This is a genomic window from Kitasatospora sp. NPDC088264 (assembly GCF_040685715.1).
GTDB lineage: Bacteria > Actinomycetota > Actinomycetes > Streptomycetales > Streptomycetaceae > Kitasatospora.
Map to the genome: position 1 here is coordinate 1 of NZ_JBFBIR010000066.1, position 14,795 is coordinate 14,795.

The window sequence follows — 14,795 nt, forward strand, 5'->3', positions numbered from 1 at the left end:
CGGCGAGATCCGCGCGGCAGGCGGAACGGCGGTCGCGATGACGGCCGACTGCACCGATCCCGCCGACCTCGTGCGGCTGCGTGCACAGGCCGAGCCCGCGGTCGAAGGCGGCGCCGACGGCGATCAGCCGGCGGACGGCGTCCGGGCCCTCGGTGACCAGGGTGCGCACGGCCTCCTCGTCACAGATCCCGGCGCCGGCCACCAGGGTGTCGTCCAGGTGCTGCTCGGGGGTGTCGCCCTCGCCCAGGGCGGCCGCGATGCCGCCCTGGGCCCAGCGGGTGGAGCCGTCGTCCAGCATCGCCTTGGTGACCACCATGGTCCGCAGGCCGGCCTTGCGGGCGTTGAGGGCGACGGTGAGGCCGGCCACCCCGGAGCCGACCACGACCACGTCGGTGGTGGCGGTCCAGCCGGGAGCCGGGGCGGTGAGGCGGTGCGTGGCGGACATGGCGTCAGTGGCTCCTTCAGCGCGCGGCGGTCGGGGCCGCGCCGTTGCCGTCACCGTACGCCCCGTCGCCGCGGAGCAGTCCGGTGCCCTCCGGGGCCTCGGCGGGGTCGCCGCCCAGGCCGGTGATCCGGTTCCGCTCGTCCACGAAGACGATGCTCGGTTCGTAGCCCTTGGCCTCGGCCGTGTCCATCTGCCCGTAGGCGATGAGTATGACCAGGTCGCCGGGGTGGACCAGGCGAGCGGCGGCGCCGTTGATGCCGATCACGCCGGAGCCGCGCGGGCCGGCGATGGTGTAGGTCTCCAGCCGGGCCCCGTTGTCGATGTCGACGATGTGGACCAGCTCGCCGGGGAGCAGGTCGGCGGCGTCGAGCAGGTCCTCGTCCACCGTGACGGAGCCGACGTAGTGCAGGTCGGCCTGGGTCACGGTGGCCCGGTGGATCTTGGACTTGAGCATGGTGCGGAGCATTGCGGGTCACGCCTCCTGTGAGTGCATGCCTGAAAGGGGAGCTCTTGCCGAACGGTTCCGTGCCGGGTGGCCGGTTGCCTAGCGGCAGATGACGTGGACGTTGTCGATCAGGCGGGTGGAACCCACCTTCGCGGCGACGGCCAGCACCGCCGCGCCCTGGAAGTCGTCCGCCGCTTCGCTGAAGTCGTGCGGGTCGATCAGGGCGAGGTAGTCGAGGGTGATGCCTTCGGCCGCGTCCAGGACGGCCGAGGCGGCCTCGCGGACGGCCTTCGGGCCCTGGGCGGCGGCGTCCCGGCCGGCGAACAGCGCCTTGGAGAGGGCGAGGGCCTGCTCGCGCTCGTCGGTGGAGAGGTAGCGGTTGCGCGAGGAGCGCGCCAGCCCGTCCTCCTCGCGGGCGGTCGGCACCCCGACCACCTCGACGTCGAAGTCCAGGTCGGCGACCATCCGCTGGATGATCGCGAGCTGCTGCGCGTCCTTCTCGCCGAAGAACGCGAAGTCCGGGTCGGTGATGTGCAGCAGCTTGGCGACGACGGTCAGCACGCCGTCGAAGTGGCCGGGGCGGGTGGCGCCCTCGAAGCGCTCGCCCATCGGGCCGGCCGACAGGCGCACCTGCGGCCGGCCGTTCGGGTACACCTCGTCGACGGAGGGCGCGAACACCACGTCGGCGCCGTTCTCCTCGGCCAGCTTCACGTCCTCGTCCAGGCTGCGCGGGTAGCGCTCCAGATCCTCGGCCGGGCCGAACTGCAGCGGGTTGACGAAGACCGTCACCGCCACCCGGCCCTCCTGGCCGACCTGCTTGCGGGCGGCCCGGATCAGCGCGGCGTGGCCCTCGTGCAGCGCGCCCATGGTCATCACGACGGCGTTGTCGACCGGGCGCTCGTCCGGCCAGAACGCGGCCTCGAAGTCGTCCACGGTGCGGGTGACGACGGCCCGGTGGACCTTCGGCGCCCGCTGGGTCCTGACCGGCTGCTTTCCGCGTGCCATTAGCGATTCTCCTCGTTCAGTACGTCCAGCAGCGCCGCCGCCGACGCTTCGTCGATCGTCCCGTTGGCGAGCGCCCGCTGCGCGGTGGCGCGGGCCATCGCCCGGTAGGCCGCCGGGATGTCCGGGGACACCGTACTGAGCTGCGCCAGGTGGCGCCGCACGGTGCCCGCGTCGCCCCGGGCGACCGGGCCGGTGAGGGCCGCGTCGCCGGAGCGCAGGCTGTTGTCCAGGGCGGCGCCGAGCAGCGGGCCGAGCAGCCGGCCGGGCTCGGCGACGCCGGCCGTGCGCAGCAGGTCCATCGCCTGCGCGACCAGGGTGACCAGGTGGTTCGCGCCGTGCGCGAGGGCCGTGTGGTAGAGCGGGCGGACCTGCTCAGGCACCCACTCCGGCTCGCCGCCCATCTCCACCACCAGGGCCTCGGCGACCGGCCGCAGCTCCTCGGGGGCGGTCACCCCGAACGGGCAGCCGGCCAGCCGGTCCAGGTCGACGGAGGTGCCGGTGAAGGTCATCGCCGGGTGCAGCGCCAGCGGCAGCGCCCCGGCCAGGGTGGCGGGCTCCAGGATGCCGACGCCGTGCGCGCCGGAGGTGTGCACCAGCAGCTGCCCGGGGCGGACGGCGCCGGTCGCGACGAGGCCGGCCACCAGGTCGGCCAGCGTGTCGTCCGGCACGGTGAGCAGCACCAGGTCGGCGGCGGCCAGCACCTGCGGCGGGGTGACGATCCGCACCCCCGGCAGCAGCGCCTCGGCGCGGCGGCGGGAGGTGGCGGACACCCCGGAGGCGGCGACCACGGTGTGCCCGGCGAGCTGCAGGGCGGCGCCCAGCGCCGGGCCGACCCGGCCGGTGCCGACCACGCCGACGGCCAGCCGGGCCGGGCGGTTGCCGGGGTCGGTCGGGTCGTCGGCGTAGCCCGGGTAGCTCGGGTCGTTCAGGTGGCTCGGATCGCCGAAGCCGTCGGCGAGCGGGGCGAACCCGCCGTCGGCGGCGTGGTCGGCACTGTCGGACGTGTTCACGGCCCGGCCCTCGTCCTTAGCTCCTCGTTCCGGTCCTCTTCGGGTACCGGACGTACCGGCCCATTCTACGGGCGCTCAGCCGGTCCTCCACGGGGTGCTCCACGGGATGCCCGGGGATGCCCGGGGATGCCCGGGGGCGCTCAGTCCGTCGCCCCGGCCCGGATCAGCCCGGCCTCGTAGGCGAGCACCACGGCCTGGACCCGGTCGCGCAGGCCGAGCTTGGCGAGGATCCGGCCGACGTGGGTCTTCACGGTGGCCTCGGAGAGCACCAGCCGGGCCGCGATCTCGCCGTTCGACAGCCCCTGGGCGACCAGCAGGAACACCTCCCGCTCCCGCTCGGTCAGCGGCCCGAGGGCGTCCGCGCCGGGCGCGCTCTGCGGAGTCGGCAGCACCTCGGCGAAGCGGTCGATCATGCGGCGGGTGGTGGTCGGCGCGACCACCGCGTCCCCGCCGTGCACGGCGCGGATCGCGGCCACCAGCTCGGTCGGCGGGACGTCCTTGAGCAGGAAGCCGCTGGCGCCGGCCTTGAGCGCGGCGAAGGCGTACTCGTCCAGGTCGAAGGTGGTCAGGATGAGCACGTGCGGGGCGTTGGGCACGGGGCTGCCGTCCTCGGCCAGGCAGATCCGGCGGGTGGTCTGCACCCCGTCCAGGCGCGGCATCCGCACGTCCATCAGGATCACGTCCACCTCGGTGTGCCGCAGCTGCTCCAGGGCCCGGGCGCCGTCGCCGGCCTCGGCGACGATCTCGATGTCGCCCTGCGACTGCAGGATCATCCGGAAACCGGTGCGCAGCAGTTCCTGGTCGTCGACCAGCATCACGCGGATGGTCAAGGTGGCTCCTTCAGGGGGCGTCGGGGGGACCGGGGGGTTAGTGGGCCGCCTTGAGCGGCAGGATGGCGCGGATCCGGAAGCCGCCGCCGGGGCGGGGGCCCACGTCGAGGCTGCCGCTGACCATGCCGACCCGCTCGCGCATGCCGATCAGGCCGTGGCCGAGGCCGTCCGTGCCGCCGGTGGCCAGTTGCTCGTCGGTGCTGCCGCGGCCGTCGTCCTCGACGAGGACGGCCAGCTCGCGCTCGCCGAAGTCGACCGCGACCCGGGCGTGCACGTCGGGGCCGCCGTGCTTGCGGACGTTGGTCAGCGCCTCCTGGACGATCCGGTAGACCGTCAGCTCGACGCCGCGCGGCAGCTCGCGCGGATGCCCGGAGGTCGCGTAGTCCACCTGAAGCCCGGCCGTGCGGACCTGCTCCAGCAGCTCCGGCAGTTCCTCGACGCCCGGCTGCGGCACGTACTCCTCGGCGGTGTCGGCGGTGCGCAGCACGCCCAGCAGGCGGCGCATCTCGACCAGCGCCTGCCGGCCGGTGGACGCGATCGTGCCGAGCGCCTCCTTCGCCTGCTGCGGCGAGTTGTCGAGCACGTACGCGGCGCCGTCGGCCTGGACGATCATCACCGAGACGTTGTGCGCGACCACGTCGTGCAGCTCGCGGGCGATCCGGGCACGCTCGGCGGCCACCGCCACCTTGGACTGGGCGTCCCGCTCGCGCTCCAGCCGGGCGGCACGGTCCTCCAGCTCGGTCAGGTAGGCCCGGCGCACCCTGGTCAGCCGCCCCCACGCCCAGCACAGGATGAACGGGGTGCTCATCAGCAGCGTGATCAGCGCCGCCTCGCCGAAGGAGTACGGGCGGGTGTGGAAGTCCCCGGCGCCGTTGGAGACCGTCTTCAGCGGGTGGAGCTGCCAGAACACCAGGGGCCCGGCGGCCAGCCCGGCGACCAGCGCCAGCCGGGACGTCCACTTCTGGCCGAAGGCGGCGCCGGTGTACGCGAACACCAGGTAGGCGATGGAGGAGGCGGCCGGGAGGACGTCGGCGGCCACCTGGCCGAGGCCCAGGCCGGTGGCGGCGGCCACGGTGACGTCGGGGAAGCGTCGGCGGAAGACCATGAGCGCGGGCAGCAGCACCGCGATCAGGATCTGTGCGTCGAAGCGCCAGCCGTCGCTGGAACTGTCGTTCGGCAGCAGGCTGGCGAAGAGCACCATCGCAGCCCAGGCGGCGTCGACCACCACGGGGTGACGGCGGAGCCAGGCGTTGAGTCGATGCACGTCTCCAGCCTAGGCAGTCACCTGGCGTGTTCAGGTCCGCCGGTAGGGCGATCCGTCCTACTCCGTAGGTCGGAGACGCACCGTACCGGTGGGGAGGGCGCGCCCGGCTCCGGGTAGCGTCCCGCGCTATGACTTGGATGCGGTGGGCGCCCGCCATGGAGCAGGCCCTGTACGACCCGGACGGCGGCTTCTACCGCAGGCCGGAGGGCCCCGCCGGGCACTTCCGCACCTCGGTGCACGCCTCGCCGAGGTTCGCCCGCGCGGTGGCCCGGCTGCTACTGGAGGTTGACGCCGCCCTGGGCCGTCCGGAGGAGCTGGCCCTCGTCGACGTCGGGGCCGGACGCGGCGAACTGCTCACCGGGGTGCTGGCCGAACTGCCCGGCGAGGTGCTGGCGCGGCTGCGCCCGTACGGCGTGGAGATCGCGCGGCGCCCGGCGGGCCTGCCGTCCACAGCCCTGTGGACGGACGAGGTGCCGCGGGGCCTCACCGGGCTGCTGTTCGCCAACGAATGGCTGGACAACGTGCCGCTGGACGTCGGCGAGGTCGACGAGGACGGGGTGCTGCGCTACTGGGAGGTGGACACCGCGACCGGCGGGGAACGGCTCGGCGGGCCCGCCTCGGCGGCCGACGCGGCCTGGGCCGAGCGCTGGTGGCCGGTCGGGCACCCCGGGGACTTCGTGGAGTTCGGCGGCCCCCGGGACGCCGCCTGGGCGCGGGCCGTCGCCGGGCTGGAGCGCGGCCTGGCCGTCGCCGTCGACTACGGGCACACCGCCGACCGGCGCCCGCTGTTCGGCACCCTCACCGGCTTCCGGGGCGGCCGCGAGGTGTCGCCGGTGCCGGACGGCTCCTGCGACGTCACCGCGCACGTCGCCCTGGACTCCGCGGCGGCGCCCGGCCTCCACAGCCTGTGGACAACCCAGCGGGACGCCCTGCGCGCCCTCGGCGTGAGCGGCGCCCGGCCGCCGCTCGCGCTCGCCTCCACCGACCCGGCCGGCTACCTGCGGGCGCTCGGCGGGGCCGGCGAGGGCGCCGAACTGACCGACCCGGCCGGGCTCGGCGCCTTCGGCTGGCTCGCCCAGGCCGTCCGCATGCCGGTACCGGAGGCCCTGGCCGCCCTGCCGGGGTGGCAGACTCTGACCTCATGAGGGAGACCACGGTCGGCATCGGGGCGGGAGCCGAGAACTTCACCGGCGAGGCGGGCACCACCGACATGGTGCTCAACATCGGCCCGCAGCACCCCGCCACGCACGGCGTGCTGCGACTGCGGCTGGTGCTCGACGGCGAGCGGATCATCACCGCCGAGCCGGTGATCGGCTACATGCACCGGGGCGCGGAGAAGCTGTTCGAGGCCCGCGACTACCGGCAGATCATCATGCTGGCCAACCGGCACGACTGGCTCTCCGCCTTCGGCAACGAGCTCGGCGTCGTCCTCGGCGTCGAGCGGATGCTCGGCATGGAGGTGCCCGAGCGGGCGGTGTGGATCCGCACCCTGCTCGCCGAACTCAACCGGGTGCTCAACCACCTGATGTTCCTCGGCTCCTACCCGCTGGAACTCGGCGGCATCACCCCGATCTTCCACGCCTTCACCGCCCGCGAGGACCTCCAGCACGTCCTGGAGGAGGCCTCCGGCGGGCGCATGCACTACATGTTCAACCGGGTCGGCGGCCTCAAGGAGGACATCCCGGCCGGCTGGCTCGGCCGCGTCCGCACCGCCGTCGCCACCGTCCGCTCCCAGCTGCCGGTCTTCGAGGACCTCGTCCTCGGCAACGAGATCTTCCGTGCCCGCACCGCCGGCGTCGGCGCCCTCACCCGGGCCCAGGCCGAGGCGTACGGCGTCAGCGGGCCGATCGCCCGCGCCAGCGGCCTCGATTTCGACCTGCGCCGCGACGAGCCCTACCTCGCGTACGGCTCCGACGAACTGCGGCAGGTGCTCACCGTGGTCACCCGCGAGGAGGGCGACTGCCTGGCCCGGTTCGAGTGCCTGCTGGAGCAGACCCTCAACTCGCTGGACCTCGCCGACGCCTGCCTCGACAAGATCGCCACCCTGCCGCCCGGCCCGGTCAACCAGCGGCTGCCCAAGGTGCTCAAGGCCCCCGAGGGCAGCACCTACTCCTGGACCGAGAACCCGCTCGGCATCAACGGCTACTACCTGGTCTCGCGCGGTGACAAGACGCCGTGGCGGCTCAAGCTGCGCTCGGCGTCCTTCAACAACGTCCAGGCGCTGACCGAGCTGCTGCCCGGGACGCTGGTCGCGGACATGGTGGCGATCCTCGGGTCGATGTTCTTCGTCGTCGGGGACATCGACAAGTAGGGCCCGGCCCTTCGCGGGCCGGGCCCGCGCGGGCCCGGTGCTTCGCGGGCTCAGCCCTTCTTCGGCCGCTTGGCCGGGTCGGCCGGGTGCGGGGCCACCTTGCGGTCGCCCTTGGTGGCGATCCGCTCCGCGCACAGGTCGGCCAGCACGTCGTACGCCGCCTTGCCCATCAGCTCGGTCAGCTCGGGGCGGTAGCTGACGTACACCGGGTCCGGCCCCTGGTGCGCCGCCGGGCTGCCCGTGCACCACCAGTGCAGGTCGTGGCCGCCCGGGCCCCAGCCGCGGCGGTCGTACTCGCCGATCGAGACCTGGAGGTAGCGGGTGTCGTCCGGCCGGTCGATCCAGTCGTAGGTGCGGCGGACCGGCAGCTGCCAGCAGACGTCCGGCTTCGTCTCCAGCGGCTCCCGGCCCTCCTTGAGCGCCAGCGCGTGCAGCGCGCAGCCGGCGCCGCCCGCGAAGCCGGGGCTGTTCACGAAGATGCAGGCCCCGTTCACCCGGCGGGTCTGGCGGTCGCCGTCCTCGTCGAGCATGGTGACGCCGCCGTCGGACGTGATCCGGCCCGCGGCGTCGGTGCCGTGCGCGAAGTTCTCCCACAGCTCGGGCGTCAGCCGCTTCGCGTGGCCGAGGACGCGCTTCTCGTCGTCCTCGTCCGAGTAGTGCGCGCCCAGCGTGCAGCAGCCGTCCGACTCGCCGCGGCCCTCGCGGATGCCGTGGCAGCCCTGGCCGAAGACGCAACCCCAGCGGGAGGTCAGCCAGGTGAGGTCACAGCGGAACACCTGCTCCTCGTCGTCGGGGTCGGCGAACTCGACCCAGGCGCGCGGGAAGTCGAGCGGGACCTCGTCACGGGGGATCCCGCCGAGCGGAGTCTCGCCGCGCAGGGTTGGCATCGCCAGGTCGACGGGGGCGGGGGAGGCCTTGGACTTCTTCTTGGACGTTTCTGCTGGTGCCACCCGGCAAGGGTAGAGCCTTCGGGGCGGCCTGCCCGGACCCGTCCGGGTGATCCGGGGTGCGCCGCGGCGCCGGTGGCCGCCGGCCGACCGCAGGCTGGAGGGAACCGGGCGGCACTGTCGGGTTGTCAGATCAGTTTGATGATCTCGCGTTGACCCGTATTGGATGCCCTGGAACACCCCGGATCACCACTGGAGCACCGAGCCGTGACCGCCTCGCCCCGCGCCGCCCAGACGGCCGTCCTCGCCGCCCTCGCGGTCCTGGCCGCCGGGTGCGCCTCCGCGCCCGCGCTGCGGGCCCGGTCGGCCGCCGCCGCTCCGCTGTGCGACGCCCCGGTGGTGATCGGCCACCGGGGCGCCCCGCGCAACGCCCCCGAGAACACCATGGCCTCCTTCGAGACCGCCCTCGACCAGGGCGCCGACTGGCTGGAGACCGACGTCCAGACCACCAGGGACGGCGTCCCGGTGCTGATGCACGACCCCACGGTGGACCGCACCACCAACGGCAAGGGCGCCATCGCCGACCTGACCGCCGCCCAGATCGCCGCCCTGCGGGTGACCGTCGGCCCCGGCCCCACCGAGCCCGTCCCCACCCTCCAGGAACTGCTCAAGCGCCTCTCCGACAGCAACGCCACCCTGCTGATGGAGATCAAGTGGCAGCGCGCCGAGGACGTCACCCGGATCGCCCGGATCGCCGCAGCCAGCGGTGCCCGGGTCGTCCTCTACTCGTTCTCGGCGGAGCACCTGCGCCAGGCCCACGCCGCCGCGCCCGCCCTGCCGGTCGTGCTGATCCAGGGCTCCGCCATCGCCGAGGACCCGGGTGACCTGCCGCTGCGCGGCATCGCCCTGGACGCGGCGCTGGCCAGCGCCTCCCGGATCGCCGCCGAGCGCAAGGCGGGCCGCGAGGTGTACGTCTGGACGCTCGACGACGAGGAGTCCTGGCAGCTGATGTCGGCCCGGGACGCCGACGGCCTGATCACCGACACCCCGGGCCGGGCCCGCCGCTGGGTGGACACCAACTGCCGCCCCGAGCGCCGGGCCGGACCGCGCGGCCACTGATGCGTCCGGTCGCCGGAGGCGGCCTGATGCGTCCGGTCGCCGGAGGCGGGGTACGGCCGGGACCGGTGTGAAGACGGTCGAGACCGGTTTCGCCCGGGGCCGGATCGCGTAGCGTGGAGAGTTATGCGACTCGGTGTACTCGACGTAGGTTCCAACACCGTCCACTTCCTCGTGGTGGACGCCCATCCGGGTGCCGCCCCGCTGCCCGCGTACTCGCACAAGGCCGAACTGCGGCTGGCCGAACTGCTCGACGGCGACGGCGCGATAAGCGAGGCAGGCGTCGAGCGGCTGGTCGGCCACATCGCCTCGTCGCTGCGGGTCGCGGAGGACAAGGGGGTCGTCGACATCCTGCCGTTCGCCACCTCCGCCGTCCGGGAGGCCGCCAACGGCGAGGAGGTGCTGCGCCGGGTCGCCACGGAGACCGGGGTGGAGCTGCGGGTGCTGTCCGGGCAGGACGAGGCCCGGCTCACGTTCCTGGCCGTCCGGCGCTGGTTCGGCTGGTCCTCGGGCCGACTGCTCAACCTGGACATCGGCGGCGGCTCGCTGGAGATCGCCTGCGGCCTGGACGAGCAGCCCGACGTCGCCTGCTCGCTGCCGCTGGGCGCCGGCCGGCTCACCGCCCGCTGGCTGCCCGGCGACGTCGCCGACCCGGACGGGCTGCGCGGGCTGAGACGCCACATCCGGGCCGAGATGGCCACCGTCGCGGGCGAGGTCGCCCGGCTCGGCGCGCCGCAGCACGCCGTCGCCACCTCCAAGACCTTCAAGCAGCTGGCCCGGATGACCGGCGCCGCCCCCGCCGACGCCGGCCCGTACGCCGACCGTCGGCTCACCCGCAGCGGGCTGTCCGCCTGGCTGCCGCGACTGTCCTCGATGACCGTCGAGGAGCGGGCGCGGATCCCCGGCGTCTCCGAGGGCCGCGCCAAGCAGTTGCTGGCCGGGGCGCTGGTCGCGGACGCCGCGATGGACCTGTTCGGCCTCGACGAGCTGGACGTCTGCCCGTGGGCGCTGCGCGAGGGCATCATCCTGCGCCGCCTGGACGCCATGGACGGCTCCGCCGACCGCCGCCGCCCGGCCCTCACCCCGTAGGGCCCCCGCGCCGCAGGGCTCCACACCGTCGGCCCCATGGCCCGTCCGGCGGCTCCCGCCGGGGCCGGCCGGGGATCCGGTCCCGTTCGGAGCGCGGTCCGCTTACGCTGTCTCCCGTGGCGCAACCAGCGGGCGAGGACGGGACGCGGGAGGGCCGCGCTCCTGGGGACGGGCAGCCGCGGCCGGACGGCCCGCGCCGCAAACTCGGCAAGGCCGTCAAGGGCGCCACCGGGGCGCAGGCCGCGAAGGCCGTCGAGGCGGCCCGGCGCACCGGGCGCAAGAGCGCCGCGCGCAAGGCCACCGAGAAGCCGTCCGCGCCCGAGGCGAAGCAGCCCGCGGGAGGCGCGTCCGAGGCGAAGACGCCCGCCGGGACGAAGTCTGTCGGGACGAAGTCCGAAGTGAGCAAGCCCGCCGGGACGAAGCCCGCGGGGACGAAGCCCGAAGCGAGGAAGTCCGGAACGCGGAAGGCCGCCGCGACCGCTGCCCCCCGGGAGACCCGCACCGCCCGGGCCGCCGGCGCCGCCAAGGCCGCCGTCCAGTCGGTGCGCTCGGTCAAGGCCGCCCGCCGCGACGCCGCCCGCCCGCCGCTGCTGCGCACCACCGACCGGCTGGTGCTGCCCTCGCACCCGGCCCTGCACATCCCCGACACCAAGGTGGTCCTGTCCACCGCGTCGGTGTACCCGGCGGGCACCGCCGTCGCCTTCGAGCTGGCCGCCAAGCTCGGCTACGACGGGGTCGAGGTGATGGTCTGGAACGACCCGGTCAGCCAGGACATCGAGGCCCTGCGCCGTCTCTCCGACGCCCACCAGCTGCCGATCCTGGCCGTGCACGCGCCGTGCCTGCTGATCACCCAGCGGGTGTGGACCACCGACCCGTGGACCAAGCTGGTCCGGGCCCGGGCGGCGGCCGAGAAGCTCGGTGCGAGCGCCGTCGTGGTCCACCCGCCGTTCCGCTGGCAGCGCCAGTACGCCCGGGACTTCGTGACGGGCATCAACCGGATGGCGGGCGAGACCGACGTCCGCTTCGCGGTGGAGAACATGTACCCGTGGCGCTACCGCGACCGCGAGGTGCTGGCCTACGCCCCGGGCTGGGACGTCACCGACGAGGAGTACCGGCACTTCACCATCGACCTCTCGCACGTCGCCACCTCCCGGATCGACGCGTTCGCCATGGTCGAGCGGATGGGCGACCGGCTCGCCCACATCCACCTCGCCGACGGCAGCGGCTCCGGCAAGGACGAGCACCTGATCCCGGGCCGCGGCAAGCAGCCCTGCGCCGAACTGCTGGAGCACCTGGCCCGTACCGGTTTCGACGGCCACGTGGTGCTGGAGGTCAACACCCGCCGCTCCGCGTCCCCCGCCGAACGCGAGGCCGACCTGGCCGAGGCGCTCGCCTTCACCCGCTTGCACCTGGCCACCCCCTCGCGCGTACGCTGAGGAGCCGTGCCCGGCTGGGTGCGAACTTCCTTGCGTAAGGGGAGAGATGACGGATCAACAGGACTTCCGGGAGATCGCCGAGAGCTTCGGCGGGGTCGCCGCCGAGTACGACCGGGCCCGCCCCGGCTACCCGGACGGGCTGTTCGAGGCGCTGGAGCGGCTGTCCGGTCGCAGCCTCAAGGGGGCCCGGGTGCTGGACGTCGGCGCCGGCACCGGCATCGCCACCCGGCTGCTGGCCGCGCGCGGCGCCGACGTCGTCGCGGTGGAGCCCAACGCGGGCATGGCCGCCCAGTTCCTGGCCTCCTCGGCGGGCCTGCCGCTGGTCAGGGCCGGCGGTGACGAACTGCCGTTCCACGACGACTCCGCGGATCTGATCAGCTACGCCCAGTCCTTCCACTGGACCCGCACCGAACGGGCCATCCCCGAGGCGATCCGGGTGCTGCGGCCCGGCGGCGCCCTCGCCGTCTGGTGGAACGTGCACGACGAGACCGTGCCCTGGGTCCGGGCCCGGGTGGAGCGGCTGAGCGCCGTGCTGCCCAATTACCACGGCTACGGCCGGATCGCCGAGTTCACCGCCCTGCTGGCCCCGGCCGGGTTGAGGGTCGAACGCGCGGTGCTGCGCTGGGAGCGGCGGATCACCGTCGACCACGTGCTCGACGACCTGGTCTCCCGCTCGTTCATGGCCGCGCTCTCCCCCGCCGAGCGCGAACCGGTGCTGGCCGTCGAGCGGCAGGCGATGATCGCCGAGTTCCCGGACGGCCGGGTGGTCGAGCCCTACGTCCTGGAACTGGCGGTGGGGATCACCCCGGCCTGACCCGCGCCCGGACGGCCCGCGCCCCGCCTGACCCGCACCCCGCCTGACCCGCACCCCGCCTGACCCGCACCCCGGCCCGACCCGCGCCCGGACGGCCCGCCCGCGTGACCGCATCGCGGACGGACCGTCCGCCGCCTGGACGGCGGGCGTAGGCTCGGTAGCCACAGCGGCCCCCGCATCCTCCTACCGGCGGGGCGCCGGCGAGAGCCCCGAAGGAGTGGAGCACAGTGCCCGAGCTGAGGTCCCGTACGGTCACCCACGGTCGCAACATGGCAGGCGCCCGGGCGCTTCTCCGGGCCGCCGGCGTAGCCCGCGAGGACTTCGGCAAGCCGATCATCGCGGTCGCCAACTCCTTCACCGAGTTCGTCCCGGGCCACACCCACCTCCAGCCGGTCGGCCGGATCGTCTCCGAGGCGATCAAGCAGGCGGGCGGCATTCCGCGCGAGTTCAACACCATCGCCGTGGACGACGGCATCGCGATGGGCCACGGCGGCATGCTCTACTCGCTGCCCTCGCGCGACCTGATCGCCGACTCGGTCGAGTACATGGTCAACGCGCACTGCGCCGACGCGCTGATCTGCATCTCCAACTGCGACAAGATCACCCCGGGCATGCTGATGGCCGCGCTGCGCCTGAACATCCCGACCGTCTTCGTCTCCGGCGGCCCGATGGAGGCCGGCAAGGCCACCCTCGTCGACGGCACCGTGCGCAGGCTCGACCTGATCGACGCGATCTCCCAGGCGGCCAACGAGAACGTCTCCGACGAGGACATCGCGATCATCGAGGAGAACGCCTGCCCCACCTGCGGCTCGTGCTCCGGCATGTTCACCGCCAACTCGATGAACTGCCTCACCGAGGCCATCGGCCTCTCGCTGCCCGGCAACGGCTCCGTCCTCGCCACCCACACCGCCCGCAAGGCCCTGTACGAGCGGGCCGGGCGGACGGTCGTCGAGATCGCCGACCGCCACTACGGCCAGGACGACGCCTCGGTGCTGCCCCGCGCGATCGCCACCCGCGCCGCCTTCGAGAACGCCATGGCCCTGGACATCGCCATGGGCGGCTCGACCAACACCATCCTGCACCTGCTCGCCGCCGCCCAGGAGGCCGAGCTGGACTTCGACCTGCGGGCCATCGACGCCGTCTCCCGCCGGGTCCCCTGCCTGTCCAAGGTCGCGCCCAACGGCTCGTACTACATGGAGGACGTGCACCGGGCCGGCGGCATCCCCGCCATCCTCGGCGAGCTGTACCGCGGCGGAATGCTCAACGAGGACGTCCACACCGTCCACTCCGACTCGCTCGCCGAGTGGCTCAAGACCTGGGACGTGCGCGGCGGTTCGCCCTCCGCCGAGGCCGTCGAACTGTGGCACGCCGCCCCCGGCTGCGTCCGCTCCGCCGAGGCCTTCTCCCAGTCGGAGCGCTGGGAGTCGCTGGACACCGACGCCGCCGGGGGCTGCATCCGCAGCGTCGAGCACGCCTACTCGATCGAGGGCGGCCTCGCCGTCCTGCACGGCAACCTCGCCGAGGACGGCTGCATCGTGAAGACCGCCGGCGTCGACGAGTCGATCTGGACCTTCAGCGGCCCGGCCGTGGTCGTCGAGTCCCAGGACGACGCCGTCGAGGCGATCCTCGCCAAGCGGGTCAAGGAGGGCGACGTCGTCGTCATCCGCTACGAGGGCCCCAAGGGCGGCCCGGGCATGCAGGAGATGCTCTACCCGACGTCCTTCCTCAAGGGCCGCGGCCTCGGCAAGGCCTGCGCGCTGGTCACCGACGGCCGCTTCTCCGGCGGCACCTCCGGCCTGTCCATCGGCCACGCCTCCCCGGAGGCCGCCTCCGGCGGCACCATCGCCCTGGTCGAGGACGGCGACACCATCGCCATCGACATCCCGGGCCGGAGCATCTCCCTGGAGGTGCCCGACGAGGTCCTGGCCGAGCGCCGCCGCGCCCTGGAGGCCGCGGGCGGCTACCGCCCGAAGAACCGCGACCGCCAGGTCAGCCAGGCCCTGCGCGCGTACGCCGCGATGGCCACCTCCGCCGACAAGGGCGCCGTCCGCGACGTCACCAAGCTCGGCTGAGTCCCGCAGCACCGCAGGAGCCGTCCCGCAGGCCGGGGCGGCTCCTCGCGCGTTGGGTGATAATCGACCCC

The 14,795-nt window shown here is 74.0% G+C and carries 14 protein-coding genes; 7 read left to right on the forward strand and 7 right to left on the reverse strand.

Going from position 1 to position 14,795, the window contains the following annotated elements:
* The 6 genes from AB0O82_RS32790 to AB0O82_RS32815 all read right to left on the reverse strand — a co-directional run.
* Positions 1-445, reverse strand: a 445-nt coding sequence (locus AB0O82_RS32790) for an FAD-dependent oxidoreductase (protein WP_363587736.1), incomplete at its 3' end; no start/stop codon positions are given.
* Positions 446-461: 16 nt separating this feature from the next.
* Entirely contained in the window at positions 462-911 is a 450-nt protein-coding gene (panD, locus tag AB0O82_RS32795; protein ID WP_363587738.1) for an aspartate 1-decarboxylase, read from the reverse strand.
* Positions 912-989: 78 nt separating this feature from the next.
* The gene (gene panC, locus AB0O82_RS32800) at positions 990-1,895 is read right to left on the reverse strand and encodes a pantoate--beta-alanine ligase (RefSeq protein WP_363587740.1); all 906 of its coding nucleotides are present in this window, start codon (positions 1,893-1,895) and stop codon (positions 990-992) included.
* Positions 1,895-2,824 (reverse strand): DUF2520 domain-containing protein, encoded by a 930-nt coding sequence (locus AB0O82_RS32805; protein ID WP_363587795.1) that lies wholly within the window; start codon positions 2,822-2,824, stop codon positions 1,895-1,897. Before AB0O82_RS32805 ends, panC begins: the two co-directional genes overlap by 1 nt.
* A 221-nt stretch (positions 2,825-3,045) precedes the next feature.
* Positions 3,046-3,735 carry a response regulator transcription factor gene (locus AB0O82_RS32810; protein WP_350878413.1) on the reverse strand — a complete coding sequence of 230 codons (690 nt, stop codon included), beginning with the start codon at positions 3,733-3,735 and terminating at the stop codon, positions 3,046-3,048.
* A 37-nt stretch (positions 3,736-3,772) separates the two neighbouring features.
* Complete coding sequence (locus AB0O82_RS32815; RefSeq protein ID WP_363587743.1) at positions 3,773-4,999, reverse strand: sensor histidine kinase; 1,227 nt, start codon at positions 4,997-4,999, stop codon at positions 3,773-3,775.
* Positions 5,000-5,127: 128 nt separating this feature from the next.
* On the opposite strand from AB0O82_RS32815, the gene AB0O82_RS32820 reads away from it, so the two are divergent.
* Both AB0O82_RS32820 and AB0O82_RS32825 read left to right on the forward strand, forming a co-directional pair.
* On the forward strand, positions 5,128-6,144 hold the full coding sequence (locus AB0O82_RS32820) for an SAM-dependent methyltransferase (protein WP_363587745.1): 1,017 nt from the start codon (positions 5,128-5,130) through the stop codon (positions 6,142-6,144).
* Positions 6,141-7,310, forward strand: a complete 1,170-nt coding sequence (locus tag AB0O82_RS32825; RefSeq protein WP_363587747.1) for an NADH-quinone oxidoreductase subunit D — start codon at positions 6,141-6,143, stop codon at positions 7,308-7,310. Before AB0O82_RS32820 ends, AB0O82_RS32825 begins: the two co-directional genes overlap by 4 nt.
* A gap of 50 nt (positions 7,311-7,360) precedes the next feature.
* On the opposite strand, the gene AB0O82_RS32830 is transcribed toward AB0O82_RS32825, so the two are convergent.
* Positions 7,361-8,197 carry a hypothetical protein gene (locus AB0O82_RS32830; protein WP_363587797.1) on the reverse strand — a complete coding sequence of 279 codons (837 nt, stop codon included), beginning with the start codon at positions 8,195-8,197 and terminating at the stop codon, positions 7,361-7,363.
* Between the two features lie 267 nt (positions 8,198-8,464).
* On the opposite strand from AB0O82_RS32830, the gene AB0O82_RS32835 reads away from it, so the two are divergent.
* The 5 genes from AB0O82_RS32835 (at position 8,465) to ilvD (ending at position 14,724) form a co-directional block, all read left to right on the forward strand.
* Positions 8,465-9,316, forward strand: a complete 852-nt coding sequence (locus AB0O82_RS32835) for a glycerophosphodiester phosphodiesterase (RefSeq protein WP_363587749.1) — start codon at positions 8,465-8,467, stop codon at positions 9,314-9,316.
* Between the two features lie 123 nt (positions 9,317-9,439).
* A complete protein-coding gene (locus AB0O82_RS32840) occupies positions 9,440-10,402 on the forward strand; it encodes a Ppx/GppA phosphatase family protein (RefSeq protein ID WP_363587751.1) in 963 nt (320 codons plus the stop codon).
* Between the two features lie 608 nt (positions 10,403-11,010).
* A complete protein-coding gene (locus AB0O82_RS32845) occupies positions 11,011-11,838 on the forward strand; it encodes a sugar phosphate isomerase/epimerase (RefSeq protein ID WP_363587799.1) in 828 nt (275 codons plus the stop codon).
* A gap of 46 nt (positions 11,839-11,884) precedes the next feature.
* Positions 11,885-12,652, forward strand: a complete 768-nt coding sequence (locus AB0O82_RS32850) for a class I SAM-dependent methyltransferase (RefSeq protein ID WP_363587753.1) — start codon at positions 11,885-11,887, stop codon at positions 12,650-12,652.
* A 227-nt stretch (positions 12,653-12,879) separates the two neighbouring features.
* Positions 12,880-14,724 carry a dihydroxy-acid dehydratase gene (gene ilvD / locus AB0O82_RS32855; protein WP_363587755.1) on the forward strand — a complete coding sequence of 615 codons (1,845 nt, stop codon included), beginning with the start codon at positions 12,880-12,882 and terminating at the stop codon, positions 14,722-14,724.
* Positions 14,725-14,795: the final 71 nt, after the last annotated feature.

Bases quoted from the DNA above. Each gene is read 5' to 3' on its own strand.
- AB0O82_RS32820 (WP_363587745.1), top strand. From the start codon at position 5,128: ATGACTTGGATGCGGTGGGCGCCCGCCATGGAGCAGGCCCTGTACGAC.
- panD (WP_363587738.1), bottom strand. From the start codon at position 911: ATGCTCCGCACCATGCTCAAGTCCAAGATCCACCGGGCCACCGTGACC.
- AB0O82_RS32825 (WP_363587747.1), top strand. From the start codon at position 6,141: ATGAGGGAGACCACGGTCGGCATCGGGGCGGGAGCCGAGAACTTCACC.
- AB0O82_RS32850 (WP_363587753.1), top strand. From the start codon at position 11,885: ATGACGGATCAACAGGACTTCCGGGAGATCGCCGAGAGCTTCGGCGGG.
- panC (WP_363587740.1), bottom strand. From the start codon at position 1,895: ATGGCACGCGGAAAGCAGCCGGTCAGGACCCAGCGGGCGCCGAAGGTC.
- AB0O82_RS32830 (WP_363587797.1), bottom strand. From the start codon at position 8,197: ATGCCAACCCTGCGCGGCGAGACTCCGCTCGGCGGGATCCCCCGTGAC.
- AB0O82_RS32840 (WP_363587751.1), top strand. From the start codon at position 9,440: ATGCGACTCGGTGTACTCGACGTAGGTTCCAACACCGTCCACTTCCTC.